Origin of the sequence: Pedobacter sp. SL55, from assembly GCF_026625705.1 — a bacterium.
GTDB lineage: Bacteria > Bacteroidota > Bacteroidia > Sphingobacteriales > Sphingobacteriaceae > Pedobacter.
Genome location: NZ_CP113059.1, coordinates 1,809,075 through 1,828,531, shown reverse-complemented (window position 1 = coordinate 1,828,531; position 19,457 = coordinate 1,809,075). Strand labels below are relative to the sequence as shown.

Sequence of the window (19,457 nt, the reverse complement as noted above, 5' to 3'; positions counted from 1 at the left end):
GAAAGTTGGATGTCCAAAGTCGGAAGACAAGTCGGCGACTTATAATTACTGCCCCCTAACACCTGATACCTGACCACTAATACCTAACACCTGACCACTCAAAAATGAACCATTTCCAACAAGCCAAACAAGCTACCAGAAACATCATTTCGCTAAACAATGAAACCATTAATTTGGCACTTACTAGTTTAGCTGATGCGCTAATAAAAAACACCGATTTTATGCTTACCGAAAACCAAAAAGATTTGGATAGAATGGACAAAGCCGACCCAAAATATGACCGTTTACAATTAACTACAGAACGAATTAAGGCAATAGCTGACGATGTTAAAAATGTAGTAATATTGGCTAATCCGCTGGGGAATGTAATTAATGAGCGTACTTTACCAAACAACCTTAACATTAAAAAAGTACGTGTGCCTTTAGGTGTTGTTGGCGTTATTTACGAAGCTAGGCCTAACGTTACCGTAGATGTATTTTCGCTTTGCTTTAAGACTGGAAATGTGGCTATCTTGAAAGGTGGTAGCGATGCCGAATTTTCGAACTTGGCGATAGTTAAGGTTATTCACGAAGTGTTAGAGAAACATCAAATTAATAAAGATGTATTGACCTTATTACCAGCCGATAGATCTGCTACCGAAGCTTTGTTAAATGCAGTGGGTTTTGTAGATGTGTTGATACCCAGGGGAAGCCAATCTTTGATCAACTACGTTCGTAAAAACAGTAAAATTCCGGTAATTGAAACTGGTGCGGGTATTGTGCATACTTTCTTTGATGCTACTGGAAATTTAGAAAAAGGCCAGCAAATTATCGCCAATGCGAAAACCAGAAGGGTAAGTGTTTGTAACGCCTTAGATTGTGCTTTAATACACCAAAACCGATTAGCTGATATTCCAAAGCTTTTATCGCCATTGGCTGATAAAAATGTAGAACTTTATGCAGATGAAGCCAGTTACGCCTTACTTAAAGATACTTACCCGAGTTCTTTATTGCACCAAGCAACACCAGCACATTTTGGCACCGAATTTTTATCATTAAAATTAGCAGTAAAAGTAGTAAGGGATATTGAGGAAGCGCTAGATCATATTGCTGCACATAGCTCGAAACATAGCGAGGCAATTATTTCAGAAGACGCTGCAAATATCACTTTATTTTTAAACCAGGTTGATGCCGCAGCGGTATACGCCAATGTTTCTACAGCTTTTACCGATGGTGCTCAGTTTGGCTTAGGTGCCGAAATTGGAATTAGCACACAAAAACTTCACGCCCGCGGGCCAATGGCATTAGAAGAATTAACCAGTTACAAATGGTTGGTAATTGGCGACGGACAAGTGAGAAATTAACGAGTTTGATTGTTTACCAAACACTACAGCCTATTAAAAACTAGACAGTTAAATTGAATTACTTTGCTGAAATAAGCACGTATAAACACTTACTACCTTTAAGTTTTATACGTACTTATTCTGTTTTTTGTAACAAAACGCTATTTATTCACATTTCCACACCTTTTTGGCTTCGTCTTTGTTTATAGTTTATTACAAAAGGAGGGAAAAGACATGATAGCAAACGTACAACAAGCCGCCACCACATTATTTTACGGAGCTCGCGAAAAGCAAGTGGCAAAACCTTCTACCTATAAACAAAGAGTAGTAGCAGACAGAGTTGCAATGCTGTTAATGTTAGTTGCTACTATTATTTTTGCCGCAATTACGGCTTAAATTACAACAACAACGTATCTATTCGTTGCGCTTGTACCATATTTAAAGATTTAGACCAGCTAAAAACAGTAAAATGGCCATCTTGCGAAGCAACTAGTGCTAATGCATCTCGTTGGTCGAAGATAAATTGGGCAGCCGACAAATGCCTTGTACCGCCAATTTTTGCGGGGTGCACCACCAATGGCTCTGCATTATTAATAGGTTCGGTGTAAGAAATTTGCTGAATATGCTCACTACTGTTTGCCCTGCCTGTTTTAGCTCCAAAAGCTAACAATTCGTATTCGTCGGTAATTACGGTGGCTCCATCTACTGCAGTTAAACCAGCTAAGTGGTCTATTTCACGTTTCAGTGCCGTTTGCCAAAATATATCGCTGGCATCTTCCCTATCTCTGCGCACCAAATCTGCCAATCCTTTAAAAGATGGCGTTAAACCATAACTAATAGGATGAATAACCGACTGACGCCAATTGTCGTTATCTTGCGGCACCATTAATACCGCACCGCCTCTACCATGGGCACGCATAGAAACCGATAGCTGTATCAAGATATTTGCAGTATCACTCCAGTAACTTTCGGCAGTTAAATCCAGTAGCGACATTAGTATGCTTGGGCACTCTCCTGTTTTTGGGGCATTTTCGTTAACAATTTTAATCTGATCTCCTTTTAAAACGGCAACATTGGTAAACTTACCAAAACCAGCCATACGGCGATGTTTTACCACCAACAACGCGGGTTCAGAAACATCAACCACAAAACAATAATTAGGAATATTTAAAGTAGTGCCCCACACGTACAAATCGTAACCATCGTGCCATACTCCAATATGGATACCTCCACGCTCTACACCTGGTGCCAACTTAGTAAGCACATTGGGGTTTAAAGGCAAATTCTGCTTAAAAAGCAAAGGCTTAACCGCTTGTTCTGGTGGTAAAAAAGCAATAGAAATTTTGGGAGAATGGCCTTCCTCTTTTCTCAAACTACTCCAAAAAGCGGCATCTAAAATAGCTTCTACTACCCTAGCTGGCGGTTGTGGAGCTAAATCAAGCTCTCCTTTGGCGCTAGCTTCTGCCAAATGCCTTGCAAAGTGTGTTTCTATGGTGGGTGCAACAATTTGCGCCGCTTGGTAGGTAGCCCGATTAATCATGTTACTAATTTATCTATTTGGTTCTGCAAATTACGATTTTAGATTGACGAATGACGATTGCAAGACAGTTTTGGTTGTTTGGTTGTTTAAATAGAAAAGCAAAACATAACAAAGGTTTAGTCACTCCCTCAAAATATTAGTACCTTGTATGCCCATTTTCTTACGGACTTCGGACTTCGTAACTTTCTTATCCTACATCAATATCCACCTTAAACAAGTGCCGTAAATTTGTATCAACAAAGGAGAAAAAAATTATGGCACAGACCGTATTACACAAAGCCAACACTCGTGGCACCGCAGACCATGGTTGGTTAAAAAGCTTTCACTCTTTCAGCTTCGCTGGATATTACAACCCAGAGCGCATCAACTTTGGTGCATTAAGAGTTTTAAATGATGATTTCGTAACCGGTGGAATGGGATTTGGAGAGCATCCGCATGATAACATGGAAATTATCTCCATCCCATTGGAAGGAGCTTTACAACATAAAGATAGTTTGGGAACTACGGCTACAATCCAATCTGGAGAAATACAGGTAATGAGCGCAGGAACTGGTGTTTACCATTCAGAATATAATCCTGATGCAGCAAATCCTGCTAAATTTCTACAAATCTGGGTGTTCCCTAACAAAAGAAATGTGGAGCCTCGTTACGATCAAATCACTATTGACGCAACAACTAGAAACGAGTTCGTACAAGTGCTTTCGCCAAATGCTGATGATGCTGGCGTATGGATTTATCAAGATGCTTGGTTTAACATGGCAAGGTTTGATGCCGAAACTACAAAAACCTACCAACTGCACAAAGAAGGAAACGGAGCCTACGTTTTCGTACTTAAAGGCAGTATTAAAATAAACGGCCAAGAGGTTGATACGAGAGATGGATTTGGAATTTGGGACACCGATAGCTTTGAAGTTGTTGCAGATACCGATGCGGAGTTTTTAGTGATGGAAGTTCCAATGCAATTTTAAGTTTAATTAAGCCACAGATGCACAGATTTTTTTAGAACATTTATTCTAATTGATTTTTATCTGTGCATCTGTGGCTAAAAAACAAAAGCAAATGACAAATATCTTAATAGTTTGTACCAACCAGCGCATAGCAGAAACGATAGCACGCTTGATAGACCAAAGGGAAGATTGGAACGCTTTCATTGCTTTATCACTACAGAGTGCTTTAGAACGTTGTAACGCCATTAAGTTTGATATTGCTTTAATAGGCTCGGGCATAACAGCAACAGACGAAGAGGAAATCAAACTTCATCTTAAAAAACTGGAAATGAAAACCCAGGTGGTAAAACACTACGGTGGCGGTAGTGGCCTACTCTATGCAGAAATTTATCAAGCGTTGGATAAAAATAATCATTAGTTAAGTAAACACGTTACTTTAAGCAATTGCGTCTATGTTTAGTAGTAATTGCCTATGATAAGCCAAATAGTTCTGCCTTTCTTTATTTAATATTTTTTTATCTAAGCGGTAGTCTTTCCAAAACGCTACCACATCTCCAGATAATCGCTTTGAGAAAATTATTTGCCCTTCATCTGTAAATGAAATATATTTTAGGTCAAATAGCGAATCAATGGTTCTGCTTAAAAGTAAGCCATTGTTAGGGTCGTAGGCTTCTGTATCGTTAGATTCTATAAACGGTTTAATATGACTAGCTATTAAAACCGGATACCTTAATTTCTCCAAAACACAAATTGTGTTGCCATACAACTCTTCGCACTCTTCTTGTAGCTGATTTTTATATAGCCTATGCAAATAAGGATCTCTTCTCTTTACCGTAGCTCTTAATTCTTCTCCAAAAATCTGCACTGCATCTTCTATAAAATACAAATCATCGTTAACAAAAACCAAATCGTCGAGCTTACTCAAAATGTTATATAAATAGCCTATTTGATTGTATTTTCTATCAATAAAACCGATATCTTTAGCCTCTGCCACGTAGCGCTGTAATTCCTCTGCTTCAATAAATGTTTTATTGTGCGACTCAATATCAACCAGCATTAAAGCAATAATTTCTTCTTTAGATAATTTACCTTTCTCAATTAAGGTTTGAATTAAAAAGTTAATTTGCCTTATTTGTGAAGCATTGTTTACAGCTCTATTAAAGCTCGAATTAGAATAGATTATTTTAGACAAAATCGTTTCTCTCTTCTTATTTGTTTTGGCCGTTATATATTCTTTAGCTTGAGGATGGTAAGAAACCAAAAATGGATTGATAAACCCCATTTTAACTAGCTGATTTATTGATTTGCGTACGGATATTAAATTAATTGGGTTTACCTTTTGCACTTCGAGCTGAAGTCTGTTATATTTTTCTTCAGTGTATGGTTCATGAGTAAATTGATCAATGAAATGAATGCAAACGGCTAATGTATCTAAAAATTTTTTACCATTATAATCGGTAAAAGCGTTGGTTAATTTCCAATACTTTTCATAATTCTGTTGTGGCATATTTTCTTTCCTTATTCTCTTCCTTAAATTGATTCTCTACAATAAATAAATACTCCTTATTTACCTCTTTTCGTTCTTTACCGGTTATTTTGTAATTGTGTTTACGCTCAACAACCTTAACATTGCTTGAATATTTGTTGAGCAAGTATAACAACTCATCTTTTGTTGGAAAAGAGGAATTGTTATAACTTAAATACCAGTATTTAAAGTTTGACAATTTTGAAAACAGCTTATCAAACAATGAGCTAACTGTTTTTCTATCAATAAAATTATTTTGGAACGGGGCAGTTTTTGACATGGAAATATAATCATCTATCAGCCCATAAAAGCCAAAGTAATTATTCATAGTACCAGTATAGGGTGGATCTAAATAAATAATATCTGCTTTAACATGGTCCAATAAGTTAAAAATATCATCATTATAGGCTACATTGTTTTTTGAGTTATTAAAAATAGCATTATTATAATCATTTACATTTTGTAAGAAATGATGCTTGAAAGATTCGTTATGATAGGCTCTTTTTCTTTTATATTTTTCATAACTGTATTCTTCATCTCTCAATTGCTTAATTTTTTCCCAATTGATATTAAAACGCGAATAAGGCATTTTGCGAATCATTGTTCTACGCATTAAAGCAAAAGCTATTGATTTCTTAATTTCAGAATCCAGTTTTTCGATATTCGCTCTATACAAATCAAGCTCTTTACATTCTTCAGGAAAGAAAAATACCTCCGAATAATTTTTAAACATGAAGCCTTCAAACGGCTCGCCCGAAAAAATAGTTTCTACATCTTCTTTTGACAAAACAGTAGAATTGTTCTGTATCAAAGCTTTTGCAATATGATAGTTGATTTTTAAAATATCGTTTGTATAAACTTCAAATCCTTTAAATTTGGCCTCGTAGCTTAACGAGCAGCCACCAGAAAAAGCATCAAATAAAGTTTTTGCATCACTTGGAAATTGATCGCAAATCCACTTTGCAATTTTTTCCTTATTTCCTATATAGTTAACTTTTGGATACTTAAACATGCTCAGACATTTTAATGATTGCTTCTGCAATTGCCTCTGCCATTTTGGGCGGAACAGAATTACCTACCTGCTGTTGCTGCGAGATTTTAGAACCTTTAAACACAAAGCTATTGGGATACGACTGTAATTTTGCCAATTCTCTTACAGTTAATGCTCTATTTTGCTCATAATGGAATATTTTCCTCATATCACCTGTTACACAAACCGATGGCTCATTACTTTTATAACGTATGTATTTCCTTATATCGCCTGATTTTGGTCTAATATTTACTGGTATCTCTTCCCTACTACCACCATCTTTTACATAACTCATTTTTTCGAGCATTTGCTCAGAATGGTTCATTGCTACATGATTCGGAATTGTTGATTCTTCGCCCGATTCTAATGGTGGAAAATCATCCAACACTTCTTTAACTGTCAAATATCTTTTTACAGATTTTTCTGGAAAAATAATTTCTCGGTTCTGATTAGAGCCAATAAAGATTACTCTTTGTCTAACTTGCGGCACGCCAAAATCTGCCGAATTAAGAATTTTACACTCTACGTTATATCCAATTTTCTGGAAATCTTTAATGATTTCTTTTCTTGTTTCTCCTTTATTATGGTTGTACAGTCTGGCAACATTTTCCATTACAAAAAACTTTGGACGAACAACATTTACCACCCTTACAAATTCCTTAAACAACTTATTTCTAGGGTCTTCTATAAATTTACGTCCAATATTGCCTGCCATACTAAAACCTTGGCACGGTGGCCCGCCAATCACAACATCTATTTCTTCAAACTCTTTTAAATAGGATATTTCAGCATCACTCAAGTCACAAATATCTTTTTCAATGAGTTGATGCTTTGGGAAATTGTATTTGTAAGTTTCGCAAAAACTTGGTTCTATATCTATAGAAAAAACGTTCTGAAAGCCTTTAAGGTCGAAACCCAGAGAAAAACCACCCGAGCCAGAAAACAAATCAATATATTTTAGTTTTCCTTTCATAATTCGAGTACTCTTCGTTTTAAGGTTTTACTTTTAATGTAGTTTGCGGTATTTTCGGCTACACTAAAAACCGAATCCGAGCATTTATATTTAAAAGCTTCTCGGGCAAATTTATCCGCAAAAAACAAATCTATAACAACCTGTACTTCAACCTGAAACAACTCCGCTAACTTTTTCAATTTTGTTTTACTAAACTTTTGGCCTCCATTTTCAATACGGCTAATGGCACTTGTATTGATGCCAATCTTTGCACCAAATTCTGTTTGTGTCCATTCCCTTTTTTCTCTTTCTATTTTTATGAATTGTCCGAAACTTGCCATGTTACAATTTAACTAAAAAAAGATTTGATCTATTTTTAGCAAATGTAAAACAAGTTTTCTGATCGATTAGGTCTTTCGTCAAATTTAATTTTAAGAAATGTAAGATATTTAGCAGCAACAGCTAGATGGCAATTCAATAAAAAAGCGCCCCGATTTTATCGGAACGCTTTATCATCTACGGCAACTCGTAATTTTTACTTTTGCCTTTATACTTTTCACTTAACTAGTAAGTTGCGGCTAATTTTAATGCATTATAAGCGTTAACTACACCACCAGTAACCGAAATATCTTTTAAAGCATCTGCTTTTTCTACAGATTTCATGATGATTTCTTTTACTTGTGTAGCCTTTAACTTTGGATAGTAAGAACGGATTAAAGCCGCTAAACCAGCAACCACTGGAGATGCCATACTGGTACCATTGTTATCTTGGTATTTTTGATCTGGGTAAGTAGAATAAATACCGAAACCAGGAGCAAATACATCTACTGTAGTTTTTCCGTAGTTAGAAAAAGAAGCTTTCAATCTTTTGTCATTAAACGGTGTTGAAGCACCCACGGTTAACCAAGCATCAGCTAAAGTTCCATCTTCATATTTATTAGTAGGGAAGTTGGTTTCCACGTCCAAGTTTTTATTGTCGTTACCAGCAGCGTGCACCAATAAAACATCTTTACTTACTGCATATTTTACCGCATCATCAACTACTTTTTTATCCCATGAGTAAGCTTTACCAAAGCTCATATTTAATACTTTAGCACCATTATCTACCGCATAGCGGATAGCATTTGCTACGTCTTTATCACGCTCATCACCATTTGGCACATTACGTACCGCCATTAATAATACATTGTCTGCAACACCTTGAATACCTAAGTTGTTTTTACGATCAGCACCAACAATACCAGCTACGTGTGTACCATGAGAAGGATCTGGACCTTTCGAATCTGTGCTACCATAGATACGCTCATTGCTGTCATTTTCGTTATCGCCAACTAAGTTACGAGGGTTAAAAGACAAGTTATAGTTATAATTTACTTGATCGTAGAAATGATCGTAACCTGGTTTAATCTGGGTATTATAAAAAGTTTTATAATCCATGTTAGCCAAGGCTCTAATCAACGTATTTTTGATACTGTTTTCAATCTGGCCTTCTGCTTCAAAATTCTTGATATCCTCTACTGTAGGATTCTCTTTACCTATTTTTTTCGTAATTGCTTCTACCGTATTTTTAACGGTCTCGAACCTTTGCAAACCAGTTTTAGCTTCTGCCAAACCTTTATCAAAATCCTTCTTCATGGCTAAATAAGCCTCAAAAGCCGGTCTATCTTTAGCAGATACGTTCTCTTCTGTAGTGTTTGCAAAACGAGCTGCATCTCTACGAATTAAACGAGTTAACTCTAAAGTTTCTTGATTAATGTTTCCACCTTTACCACCTAAAAAGCTCCAGCCATTAACGTCATCGATATAACCATTTTTGTCATCATCTTTACCGTTTCCTGCTTTCTCTTTCTTGTTTACCCACATTACAGATTTCAAATCTTCGTGAACGCCATCAACACCGCTATCTAAAATACCAACAATTACAGTAGTAGATTTTTTGCCTTTTAGCAATTCATTGTATGCCTTTTCAGTACTTATACCAAAAACGCTATCTGCTTTTAAATCTAAGTTATACCAGTTTTTCTTTTGCGATTGGGCAGATGCAAACAAAGGACCAGTTGCCAATAAAGCTAATGCAACTAGGCTTCTAATTTGATTTTTATTCATTTGTGTAATTATAAATTAAGTTGTTAAGAAACGGCAAGTTACAGTGTTTTATTATAATTCACAATTATTATTGCAACACAACTGCATTTAAACTGTCGCTTTAACAAATACTTAACACAAAAAAGTTTTATTATTTGACTTAACCTACGCTCAGATACTTTAAAAATAACTAATAAACTAATCTACAACCATCCACCGCCCAACGCTCTGTACAAACCTACGCTTGCATTCAATTGCGCTGTTTTTAAACTCGCCAAGTCTAGTTCGCCTTGCAATAAGTTAGATTGAGCCGTAATCACTTCTAGGTAATTAGCCATACCGCTTTTAAACAACAAATCGGCATTTTTTACCGCCGATTTCAAAGTTTTTACTCTGTTTTGGGCAATGCCAAATTCGGTTTGCAAGTTCTCCAACTTAGATTGCTCGTTAGCCACCTCTACCACAGCCTGTATTACCAATTGCCTAAACAACAGTACCGATTTTTCGCGTTCTACTTTTGCCAGCTCAAATTGGGTTTTTAGCTCTTTGCGATTAAAAATGGGCTGTACAATGCCCGCACCAACCACACCAAATAGCGATGCTGGAATATTAAACCAGTTGCTTGCCTTAAAGGAGTTCAATCCGCCAGTAGCCGTTATGGTTAATGATGGGTACATACTTGCACTGGCTACGCCAACTTTGGCATTGGAAATTCTTAAACCCAACTCTACACTTCTTACATCGGGCCTTATCGCTAACATGGTTGCTGGCACACCTACAGCTAATTGCGTAGGAATTTCCAATTCTGCCAATGTCGCTTTGCGCTCTATAGCCGTTGGAAATTTCCCCGTTAGCTCGCTTAAGGCATTTTCTTGAATGCTTATGGCCTGTGTAATTTGCGGAATAAGCTGACTGGCACTAAGCAATTGCGCCTCGGTTTGTTGCACAGCCAATAAGGTTACCTGCCCGGCATCAAACTGCTTACTTACCATTTTCAAGGTGCTATCTGTAAGTAGTACGTTTTTTTTAGCAATGGCTAGTTGCGCATCTAACAGTAACAGCTGGTAAAAACCTGTGGCTACCATAGCAACTACACGAGTTTGCACTGCTTTTTTTGCTTCTTCGGTTTGTAAATAAGTGGCATAAGCAGCTTCTTTCTGCTTGCTAATCTTTCCCCAAATATCGGCCTCCCAAGTTAGTGCCAGGTTTGCATTAAAATCTTCGATATGACTGGTTTTCAAAAATTGTGAAGCACTAAGACCATTCAAACTATTTTCTGAAGGGCGGCTAGAGTTGGCCGCAACTTGTAAATTTAATTGCGGCAAGTTGCCCATTCTGGCTCTTTTTAATAACAAATTAGCCGCATCAATATTCTTTAGGGCAATTTGTAAATCAATATTTCGCTCAATAGCACTATCTAACAACTGTTTAATAGACTGGTTGGCAAAAAATTCTTTTATTGGAAGTTTACCAATGCTCGATGTATCTGCATTAGCCAAGCCTCTGTATTGTGAGGGAGTATCGTTAATTGGATTAATTACGCTTCTCGGGATGCTACAACCGTAGCTCCCAAGAAGTAATAAGATAAAAAAACTATAGATATAAGATTTCATTTTGATATGCTTAATGGTTTTCTTGATGTTCGTGTGCTGCCTTTGCATTAGTTACCGCTAAGGGTACACCAGTTACTTTTTCTTGTAAATATTGGAAGATGATAAAGAGCACTGGGATGATAAACAAGCCTAAAATTACGCCCGAAACCATGCCACCAGCTGCACCAATACTGATACTGTGGTTACCTTGTGCCGATGGCCCCGAAGCGAACATCATTGGCACCAAGCCCACAACAAACGCTAAAGAGGTCATGATGATAGGACGCAACCTTAACTTGGCAGCTTCTAGTGCGGCGGCTAGCAAAGGTTTACCCGCTCTTCTGCGTTGGGCGGCAAATTCGATAATTAGAATGGCATTTTTAGCCAACAAACCAATCAACATTACCAGTGCTACCTGCACATAAATGTTGTTGGCTATCCCGGCAAAGCCGATGGCTGCAAAAACCCCAAATACACCAACTGGAATAGAAAGTATAACACCCAATGGCAACAGATAACTTTCGTATTGCGCAGCCAACAAGAAGTAGATAAACACCAAACACAACATAAAAATTACTGCCGATTGGCCTCCCGATGAGATTTCTTCTCTTGTTTGACCAGAGAACTCATAACTATAACCCGCAGGCAGCTGTTTAGCGGCAACTTCTTCTATCGCTTTAATGGCATCTCCAGAACTAAAGCCAGGCTTTGGTATCGCATTTACAGCAATAGAGTTAAATAAATTATACCTCGATGCCGTTTCTGAGCCGTAAATTCTGCGCAAACTAACTAAGGTATTAATTGGCACCATTTCGCCACTTTTATTCTTTACAAAAACCCTATCGATAGATGCTGGGTCTGCCCTATCTGCAATATCGGCTTGTACAATTACCCTGTAATATTTACCAAATCGGTTAAAATCTGATGCCTGTGCACTACCAAAATAAGCCTGCATGGTTTGCAAAATATCTTTCACACTTACCCCTAGCTGGTCTGCTTTTTCCTGATTGATGTCTAATTCCAATTGAGGATAATCTGCTTTAAAACTGGTAAAAGCTACGGCGATGGCAGGTTGTTTCATCAGCTCGCCAATAAATTGTTGCGAAATACCACTGAATTTATCCAATTTACCACCAGTTTTATCTTGCAGCACTAAGTCCAAAGCTTCCACATTACTAAAACCTGGTACCGTTGGAAAACTGAACACAAAGAAACTTCCACCAGAAACTGCACCTAAAGCTCCTCTCACTTGGTTCATAATTTCATCTATATTCTTTACCTTTCCTCGTTCTTCTGTTGGTTTTAGCAACACGAAAACTACTGCCGAAGAAGGACTGGTTGAATTGGTCAAAAGATTGAAACCAGAAATTGCAGTAACAAATCTTGATGCATCTAGCTTGCCCAAAATGTTCTCCGCTTCTGTCATTACCTTTTGGGTTCCATCTAACGAAGTACCCGATGGAGTTGATACAGAAATGGCAATAAAACCTTGATCTTCTGTTGGGATAAAGCCCGATGGGGTAGTTTTTACCATCCAAATGGTAGCTAACGTTATTAAGGTTAAACCGCCTAAACTTAACCATCTGTTTTTAATTAAAAACTTTAAGCTGTTCACATAACGTTTGGTTAATGAGTTAAAGCTGCTGTTAAAGCCGTTGAAGAATTTTTCTTTAAAGCCTTTTTTAACCAGTTGCTCATCATCATGAGCAGCACCTGAATGGTTGTCTTTTAAAAACAAGGCTGCCAAAGCAGGGCTCAAGGTTAAAGCGTTTACTGCCGAAATTACAATAGCAATGGCCAAGGTAAAGGCAAACTGGCGGTAGAACAATCCGGTAGAGCCTTCCATAAAACCAACTGGCAAGAAAACTGCCGCCATTACCAGCGTAATTGAAATAATGGCCCCAGTAATTTCGCTCATGGCTTCGTGGGTAGCTACCTTAGGCGCCAAGTGTTTATGTTCCATTTTAGCATGTACTGCCTCAACTACCACAATGGCATCATCTACCACAATACCAATAGCCAAAATTAATGCAAACAAGGTTAAAAGGTTAATAGAAAACCCAAACAGCTGCATAAAGAAGAACGTACCCAAAATAGCAATAAGCACCGCAATGGCAGGAATAAGTGTTGATCTAAAATCTTGCAAAAAGATAAACACTACAATAAACACCAAAAGAAATGCTTCAATTAAGGTGTGTATTACCTGATCTATGGACTGGTCTAATGCTACTTTTGTACTGTAAAAAACATTGTGTTTAATTCCCTTCGGAAAATCTTTCGCTGCTTTTTCTAGCAATTTGTTAATAGCAATCTGTATATCGTTAGAGTTAGATCCAGCCAACTGTATTACCCCAATTACAATACCTTTTTGTCCGTTTAAACGGGTTAAACTGTTATAAGAATAAGCGCCCAATTCTACTCTGGCTACATCCTTTAAGCGCAGTATAGAACCATCCGCATTTGTTCTGATAGCAATATTTTCATACTCTTCTGGTTTAGTTAGCTTGCCTTTGTATTTAATTACATATTCGAAAACCTCGTTGCTTCGCTCTCCAAATTTTCCTGGTGCAGCCTCTAAGCTTTTATCCTGTATAGCACCCATTACTTCATTTGGCGTAACCTTATAAGTAGCCATTTGCGTTGGGTTTAACCAAACTCGCATCGAGTAATCTTTTACACCACCAAAAATACTTGCAGCACCCACGCCGGGTATCCTTTTATTTCTGGAATGATATTGATTTGTGCATAATTGGCTACAAAAGTTTGATCGTATTTGGCCTCGTCTTCGGTAAACATACCAATAGCCATGATGAAACTATTTTGCTGTTTAGCCGTAGTAATACCTTGTTGCACCACTTCCGCAGGCAACTGACTGGTAGCTTGTGCCACCCTATTTTGTACGTTTACTGCCGCTTGATCAGCGTTTGTTCCTAACTTAAAGAATACGGTAATTGCCAACGTACCATCGTTACTAGCAGTAGAGCTCATGTAGGTCATGTTCTCCACTCCGTTAATTGATTCTTCTATATATGGCGCCACCGAACGCAGCACAGTTTCGGCATTTGCACCCGGATAAACCGCAGTAACCAGAACCGATGGCGGTGCAATATCTGGAAACTGTTGGAGCGGCAATTTAGTTAAACCAAGCACACCAAGTATCACCAACAAAATGGAGATTACCGTAGCAAATGCTGGCCTTTGTATAAATATCTTAAACATTATCTTGTTGTTATTTTTTAGAAATTAATTGGGCTGTTCTTTCTGCTTTTTTCTCAGGTTGAATCAACTGCCCATCTTGCAATTTATCTAAGCCGCTTAAAACAATTTGATCTCCCGATTTTAGGCCATCTTTGATCAAATAATCTGTACCATTTTTACCGTCAATAGCAATAGCTACCTTGTTCACTTTGTTGTCTTTTCCAACTGCGAATACAAAGATTTTATCTTGCATTTCTACCGTTGCAGATTGAGGGACCAGAATGGTGTTTTCATGAGATAGGCCTAATCTAATTTTACCGGTATTACCAGATCTTAAAGAACCTTTAGCATTGGCAAAAACAGCTCTCAAAGTAATAGCGCCTGTGGTTTTATCAAATTGGCCATTAATCATGTCTATTTTTCCCTTAACAGGATATAGGCTTTGATTGGCCAAGACCAATTCTACCGCTGGCAAATGACTAATTCTATCGGCTACAGAATTACCTTCGTATTTAGCATTGAAATTGATAAAATCAGTTTCTGAAAGAGAAAAATAGGCATACACCTGATTAACATCTGAAAGTTGCGTTAGTGGCTCTGGATCTGATGGAGAAACCAAACTGCCTTGTTTTTTGGGCAAACGCCCAATATATCCACTGCTTGGTGCCTTAATTTGGGTATAGCCTAAATTAATTTGAGCAGTATTTACATTTGCTTTAGCTTGTTCTACATTAGCTAAAGCAATTTGATAAGTTGTTTTTGCTGTTTTCAACTGGAAATCAGACACTACTTTACTTTGCACCAAAGGGCTCAGCTTATCTATTTCCAACTGCGCATTTAAAACCGCAGCTTGTGCCGCTTGCAAAGCTGCTTTTGCATTATTTAGCTGTGCCTTAAAAGGAAGCTCAGAAATTTGCAGTAACAACTGGCCTTTGCTTACCAATTGACCTTCGTTTACGTAAATTCTGTCAATGGTACCAGCAATTTGAGGTCTTATCTCTACATCGGTAGTTCCTTGTATAGTAGCTGGGTAATCTACAAATGTTTCTTGTTCGCCGGTGGTAACGGTAGCTACTGGCAGTAACGGCGGAGGTGCCGCTGCCATAGGTTCTGCCTTACCTGTACAACTCGCAAGAAATAGCACTACCGCTAAACCTAAAAGAATAATCCATTCGTTAAATAATTTAACACCGTTAAATGATGGCGCCTGTTTGTATATATGATTCATGTGATTGGGTTTTTAAATTGTTGTTACTTTACGTTAATAATTTATTTAACAGCGTTAAATGGGTGGGCAAAAAAAATGTTTAGTCGTTAATGGTTTTAATAATTGCTTTAATAGCGCTTCTCAATATCTGCTGATTGATCTCGTCATTAGCTCCCTTTTGCACCAAAGTAAGTGAAATTAAGCCGTGTATAAGCGACCAAAAAGTATAATATTTTGTGCAAGATACGTCTTCAGGTACAGGTTGCTTGTCTATCAGCACGTCTATGGCATCATAAAACAAGTCTGTAGTGTATTCTGCTTCGGGCATTTTTTTATAGAGCTCGCAACAATTTACCTGCACACCGTACATTAACTGGTAAAATTCGCTCTCTGCGAAGGCAAAATCCCAATAGGCCAACCACATCGCTTCTAGCTGGTCTTCGGGTTTTATTTTACTATCCCTTGCTTCCTTAACTTTCAAACCTAGGTTAATGTAGCCTTGTCTAGTAAGCTCTAGCAAAATTCCTTCTTTGTTTGGAAAGTACTCGTAAATAATTGGAGCTGTGTATTCAATCACATCTGCAATCTTACGCATACTTAAAGCGGCCCAACCTTCCTGTTTCACAATTTGTAAAGCAGCAGCTAAAATACCCTTACGAGTATCTTCTTTTTGTCGCTGTATTCTTTCTTTACTTCCCATTGCAATTAGTGTGATAAATAATTTAACACCGTTAGGCAAATGTATAAACAGTTTTAAATATCCAAATCATTTATTTGTCAGAAAATATTGCTCAAAATTAAAACCCCATTCCGAATTAAATGGAACGGGGTTTTTAATGGGTTTAGCTAAAACTTACTAGGCTACTTTTTTTGCGCCTATTAGTCTTTTAATCCTATTTTCGATATAATCTAAATCAAAAGGTTTACTGATATAATCATCTGGACTAGATGCTTCGCTTAATGCTTCGTTCTGCACATTGGCAGACATCAGGATTACTGGAATATGTTTGGTAAAGGCATCATTTTTTAAATCTTTGCAGATATCCAATCCATTTCCATCTGGCAACATCACATCTAAAATAAATAAGTCTGGAATAGAATCGCTTAATTTCTCCTTCAATTCTTTAAAGGTAGATGATACTTGAATTTCGTAACCTTCATCTTTTAATAAAAATTCGATGATGTAGGCAATGTCTTTGTCGTCTTCTAAAACATGGATGCGCTTTTTCATGTGCATATAGCTTAATTTAAATAGTTTATTTTTAGTAAAATTTCAAGGTATCTAAACTTAAACAAAGCTTGTTTGAAATGGTTTTAGTTTTTTTATTTTTTTTAATCCTCGGTTAATTTCAGTTTACTGAAAAAATAAGCACACAATAACAATAAGGCTGTAATTGCAATCCATAGGGTTTGATAACCAAATTTCTCGGCAATATTGAACCCGCTAGTTGGTCCAACCACTTGCGCCACCGACCAGCTTAACGTGTATCCTGCCGCATAAATACCCCGATTATATTCGTTACTGCGCTTTACTACAAAAGTATTAAAGAAAGGCAGGGAGAACATCTCTCCGAAGGTAAAAAGTAAAATACTAATTACTGCTAAAGTTATTGGGAAACTCTTTGGCAACATCAACACCGCAAATGAAAAGCAGACAATAATTACTCCGAGTACAATGTAAAATATGGGTGAACGTTTGTTTTCTATTTTGGTAATCATTACCATTTCCATCAAAGCTATTACCACACCGTTAAGACCAAGAATTACCCCAATTAAAGATTCGTCTAAGCGCCAAACCTCTTTGTAAAAAACGGGCACCACCCTAAACATCATAAAAAAACAGGTGGTAAACATGGCCGATAAAACCAAGAACTTAACAAATGGTATATCGTTCCAAGGTTTTCGAACGTTCATTTCCTTTTTTTCTTGCGCTGTTTTACGCTGTATTTTTTTGTTTGGCAGCAATAAGAAAATCACTATGGCAACCAGCACACTTACGCTTCCCTCTACCAAAAACAGCAAGGTGTAATTATAAGATGCAATGATACCACCCATACTAATGCCAAAAGCCCAACCAATATTGGTAGCCAAACGATTGAGCGAATACGAACGGGTTTCTGTTCCTTTTGCCGCATAAGATGCAATGGCAGCATAATTCGCTGGTCTAAAAGCTTCCGAAAAAAAACTGATGACAACTGCCAGCGCACAAAGCCAAGTAAAATCTTTAACTATAGCAAATAGCAGAAAAAAAACTCCACCAATAAGAGAAGCTAAAATTTGCACTGGCCTGTAGCCAAAAACATCGGTAAGCTTGCCTCCTGCCGCTGCCCCTAAAATAGAACCTAAGCCAAATAAAGAGATAATAATTCCAGCATCAGACTCTGGCCTGTGTAATGCCTGCGTAACGTAAAGCCCCATAAAAGGCACCGCCATAAAGCCGCAACGATTAATTAAAATAACAATACTGAGGGTCCACGTTTCTCGGCTTAAACCAGAAAACGAGGTTTTATAGGCATTTAAAATACTGGCGAACATTTGCGATGGTTGGTGCTGCAAAACTAATCATTAACACTAAAAACAGCCACAGATACACAGATAAAATAAAACTACCATCAATTAAATTAGAAAGCGTTTTGAATACATACAAAGCATCGCTATTTGTCTATCTTAAAAGATAATCTCTGCATCTGTGGCTAACAATGCTTAATTTTGGTATTCTTTTTCAAAAATCAAGATCATTATGCCAACAGAAATCAAATGCCCTAATTGTAATCATGCTTTTCCTATAGAAGAAGTAATGGCCGAAGAATATAAGAAAGAATTGCGTGAGCAAATGGCCTCATTCAAGAAGAAGCAACAAGAAGATTTTGATAAAAAGGCGCAAGCCCTTGAGCAGCAGAAAAAACAACAGGAAGAACTTTTTGAAGCACAAAAGAAACAACAAGAACTCGCTTTTGAGCAACGTTTGGCCAAAGAAAAAGAAGCTTTGCAAACCGCAGTAAGCGAAAATCTACGTAAATCTATCAGTGCCGATTTTGAAAATAGGTTAAAAATGGCCGACGAAGCTAATAAGGAGAATGAAGAAAAGTTAAGAGCTGCACGTCAGAAAGAGCTGGAGTATTTGCAAATGGCCAACGAGATGAAACGCAAGGAAGAAGAGATGGAGCTATCCATTCAGAAAAAAATTGCCGAAGAGAGAGAGAAGATGGCGCTAGATATTAGAACTATAGAAAACCAGCGTTTGGCGCAAGCAGAGCTAGATTTTAAAATGAAACTGGCCGAAAAAGATAAGCAGCTCGAAGATCAGAAAAAACTGGCCGAAGAAATGAAACGCAAAGCCGAACAAGGTTCCATGCAGCTACAGGGAGAAATACAGGAGTTGGCATTGGAAGAACTTTTACGTAGTTCGTTCCCTTTTGATTTAGTACAAGAAGTGGGTAAAGGCGTTCGTGGTGCCGATTGTATACAAACCGTTCGCAATAATTTTGGCCAAGAGTGTGGGCGCATTATTTACGAAAGTAAACGTACCGTTGCTTTTGCTAACGATTGGATTGAAAAATTAAAAACGGATATGCGCAGCCAAGGGGCAGAAATTGCTGTTTTAGTTACGCAAAATATGCCAAAAGATATGAACTGCTTTGGTTTAAGAGATGGTGTTTGGATTTGTACTTTCAACGAAGTACAAGCTTTATCTGCAGTTTTACGTGACGGCATTTTACGTTTGTTTAACGCTGCAAAATCTCAAGAAAACAAGGGCGATAAAATGCACATGCTTTACGATTACTTAACCAGCAACGAATTTTCGGAGCAATGGAAAGCCATAAGAGAAGGTTTCATGAGCATGAAATTATCTATCCAAAGAGAAAGAGATGCCATGGAAAAATTATGGAAAGCAAGAGAAAAACAATTGGATAAAGTATTGTTAAATGCCGCTCATGTACGTGGTTCTATAGAAGGAATTGCCGGTAGCGACAATATACAATTGAGCTTAACCGACGACGAGGATCTATTGCTAGAATAACCCATCAACAATCGGTTGCATACAATTTTTTAATTTAT

General features: G+C 37.5%; 16 protein-coding genes and 1 pseudogene. 5 read left to right on the top strand and 12 right to left on the bottom strand.

The genetic code is table 11. The features are described from left to right. Positions 1-104: 104 nt before the first annotated feature. Both OVA16_RS08295 and OVA16_RS08290 read left to right on the top strand, forming a co-directional pair. Positions 105-1,343, top strand: coding sequence for a glutamate-5-semialdehyde dehydrogenase (locus tag OVA16_RS08295; RefSeq protein ID WP_267764807.1), 1,239 nt, complete (start codon positions 105-107; stop codon positions 1,341-1,343). Positions 1,344-1,556: 213 nt separating this feature from the next. After that, positions 1,557-1,718 (top strand): hypothetical protein, encoded by a 162-nt coding sequence (locus tag OVA16_RS08290; protein WP_267764805.1) that lies wholly within the window; start codon positions 1,557-1,559, stop codon positions 1,716-1,718. A gap of 1 nt (position 1,719) precedes the next feature. Here the strand turns inward: OVA16_RS08290 and OVA16_RS08285 are convergent, their stop codons facing one another. Then, the gene (locus OVA16_RS08285) at positions 1,720-2,862 is read right to left on the bottom strand and encodes a putative sensor domain DACNV-containing protein (RefSeq protein WP_267764804.1); all 1,143 of its coding nucleotides are present in this window, start codon (positions 2,860-2,862) and stop codon (positions 1,720-1,722) included. A 254-nt stretch (positions 2,863-3,116) separates the two neighbouring features. Between OVA16_RS08285 and OVA16_RS08280 the strand changes: the two genes are divergently transcribed. Beyond that, positions 3,117-3,830, top strand: a complete 714-nt coding sequence (locus OVA16_RS08280) for a pirin family protein (RefSeq protein ID WP_267764803.1) — start codon at positions 3,117-3,119, stop codon at positions 3,828-3,830. A 91-nt stretch (positions 3,831-3,921) separates the two neighbouring features. Further along, on the top strand, positions 3,922-4,227 hold the full coding sequence (locus OVA16_RS08275; protein WP_267764800.1) for a hypothetical protein: 306 nt from the start codon (positions 3,922-3,924) through the stop codon (positions 4,225-4,227). 18 nt (positions 4,228-4,245) lie between these two features. Here OVA16_RS08275 and OVA16_RS08270 read toward each other — a convergent pair whose 3' ends face one another. The 11 genes and pseudogenes from OVA16_RS08270 to OVA16_RS08220 form a co-directional block, all read right to left on the bottom strand. Continuing rightward, on the bottom strand, positions 4,246-5,316 hold the full coding sequence (locus OVA16_RS08270) for an HNH endonuclease (RefSeq protein WP_267764799.1): 1,071 nt from the start codon (positions 5,314-5,316) through the stop codon (positions 4,246-4,248). Beyond that, positions 5,297-6,346, bottom strand: coding sequence for a DNA adenine methylase (locus OVA16_RS08265; RefSeq protein ID WP_267764797.1), 1,050 nt, complete (start codon positions 6,344-6,346; stop codon positions 5,297-5,299). The genes OVA16_RS08270 and OVA16_RS08265 overlap by 20 nt, the downstream gene beginning before the upstream one ends. Then, positions 6,339-7,337 carry a DNA cytosine methyltransferase gene (locus OVA16_RS08260; RefSeq protein WP_267764796.1) on the bottom strand — a complete coding sequence of 333 codons (999 nt, stop codon included), beginning with the start codon at positions 7,335-7,337 and terminating at the stop codon, positions 6,339-6,341. The genes OVA16_RS08265 and OVA16_RS08260 overlap by 8 nt, the downstream gene beginning before the upstream one ends. After that, on the bottom strand, positions 7,334-7,657 hold the full coding sequence (locus OVA16_RS08255; protein ID WP_267764794.1) for a helix-turn-helix domain-containing protein: 324 nt from the start codon (positions 7,655-7,657) through the stop codon (positions 7,334-7,336). The genes OVA16_RS08260 and OVA16_RS08255 overlap by 4 nt, the downstream gene beginning before the upstream one ends. A gap of 223 nt (positions 7,658-7,880) precedes the next feature. Next, positions 7,881-9,422: a S8 family peptidase gene (locus OVA16_RS08250; protein ID WP_267764793.1), complete on the bottom strand. Its 1,542-nt coding sequence runs from the start codon at positions 9,420-9,422 to the stop codon at positions 7,881-7,883. 182 nt (positions 9,423-9,604) lie between these two features. Next, positions 9,605-11,014 (bottom strand): TolC family protein, encoded by a 1,410-nt coding sequence (locus tag OVA16_RS08245; RefSeq protein WP_267764792.1) that lies wholly within the window; start codon positions 11,012-11,014, stop codon positions 9,605-9,607. Between the two features lie 10 nt (positions 11,015-11,024). After that, positions 11,025-14,212: pseudogene (locus tag OVA16_RS08240) on the bottom strand (efflux RND transporter permease subunit). A gap of 10 nt (positions 14,213-14,222) precedes the next feature. Next, entirely contained in the window at positions 14,223-15,419 is a 1,197-nt protein-coding gene (locus tag OVA16_RS08235; protein ID WP_267764790.1) for an efflux RND transporter periplasmic adaptor subunit, read from the bottom strand. A 79-nt stretch (positions 15,420-15,498) separates the two neighbouring features. Then, entirely contained in the window at positions 15,499-16,098 is a 600-nt protein-coding gene (locus tag OVA16_RS08230) for a TetR/AcrR family transcriptional regulator (protein ID WP_267764789.1), read from the bottom strand. Between the two features lie 156 nt (positions 16,099-16,254). Next, positions 16,255-16,629, bottom strand: a complete 375-nt coding sequence (locus OVA16_RS08225; protein WP_267764787.1) for a response regulator transcription factor — start codon at positions 16,627-16,629, stop codon at positions 16,255-16,257. A gap of 101 nt (positions 16,630-16,730) precedes the next feature. Then, a complete protein-coding gene (locus OVA16_RS08220; protein ID WP_267764786.1) occupies positions 16,731-17,933 on the bottom strand; it encodes an MFS transporter in 1,203 nt (400 codons plus the stop codon). Positions 17,934-18,138: 205 nt separating this feature from the next. Between OVA16_RS08220 and OVA16_RS08215 the strand changes: the two genes are divergently transcribed. After that, a complete protein-coding gene (locus tag OVA16_RS08215; RefSeq protein ID WP_267764784.1) occupies positions 18,139-19,419 on the top strand; it encodes a DUF2130 domain-containing protein in 1,281 nt (426 codons plus the stop codon). Positions 19,420-19,457: the final 38 nt, after the last annotated feature.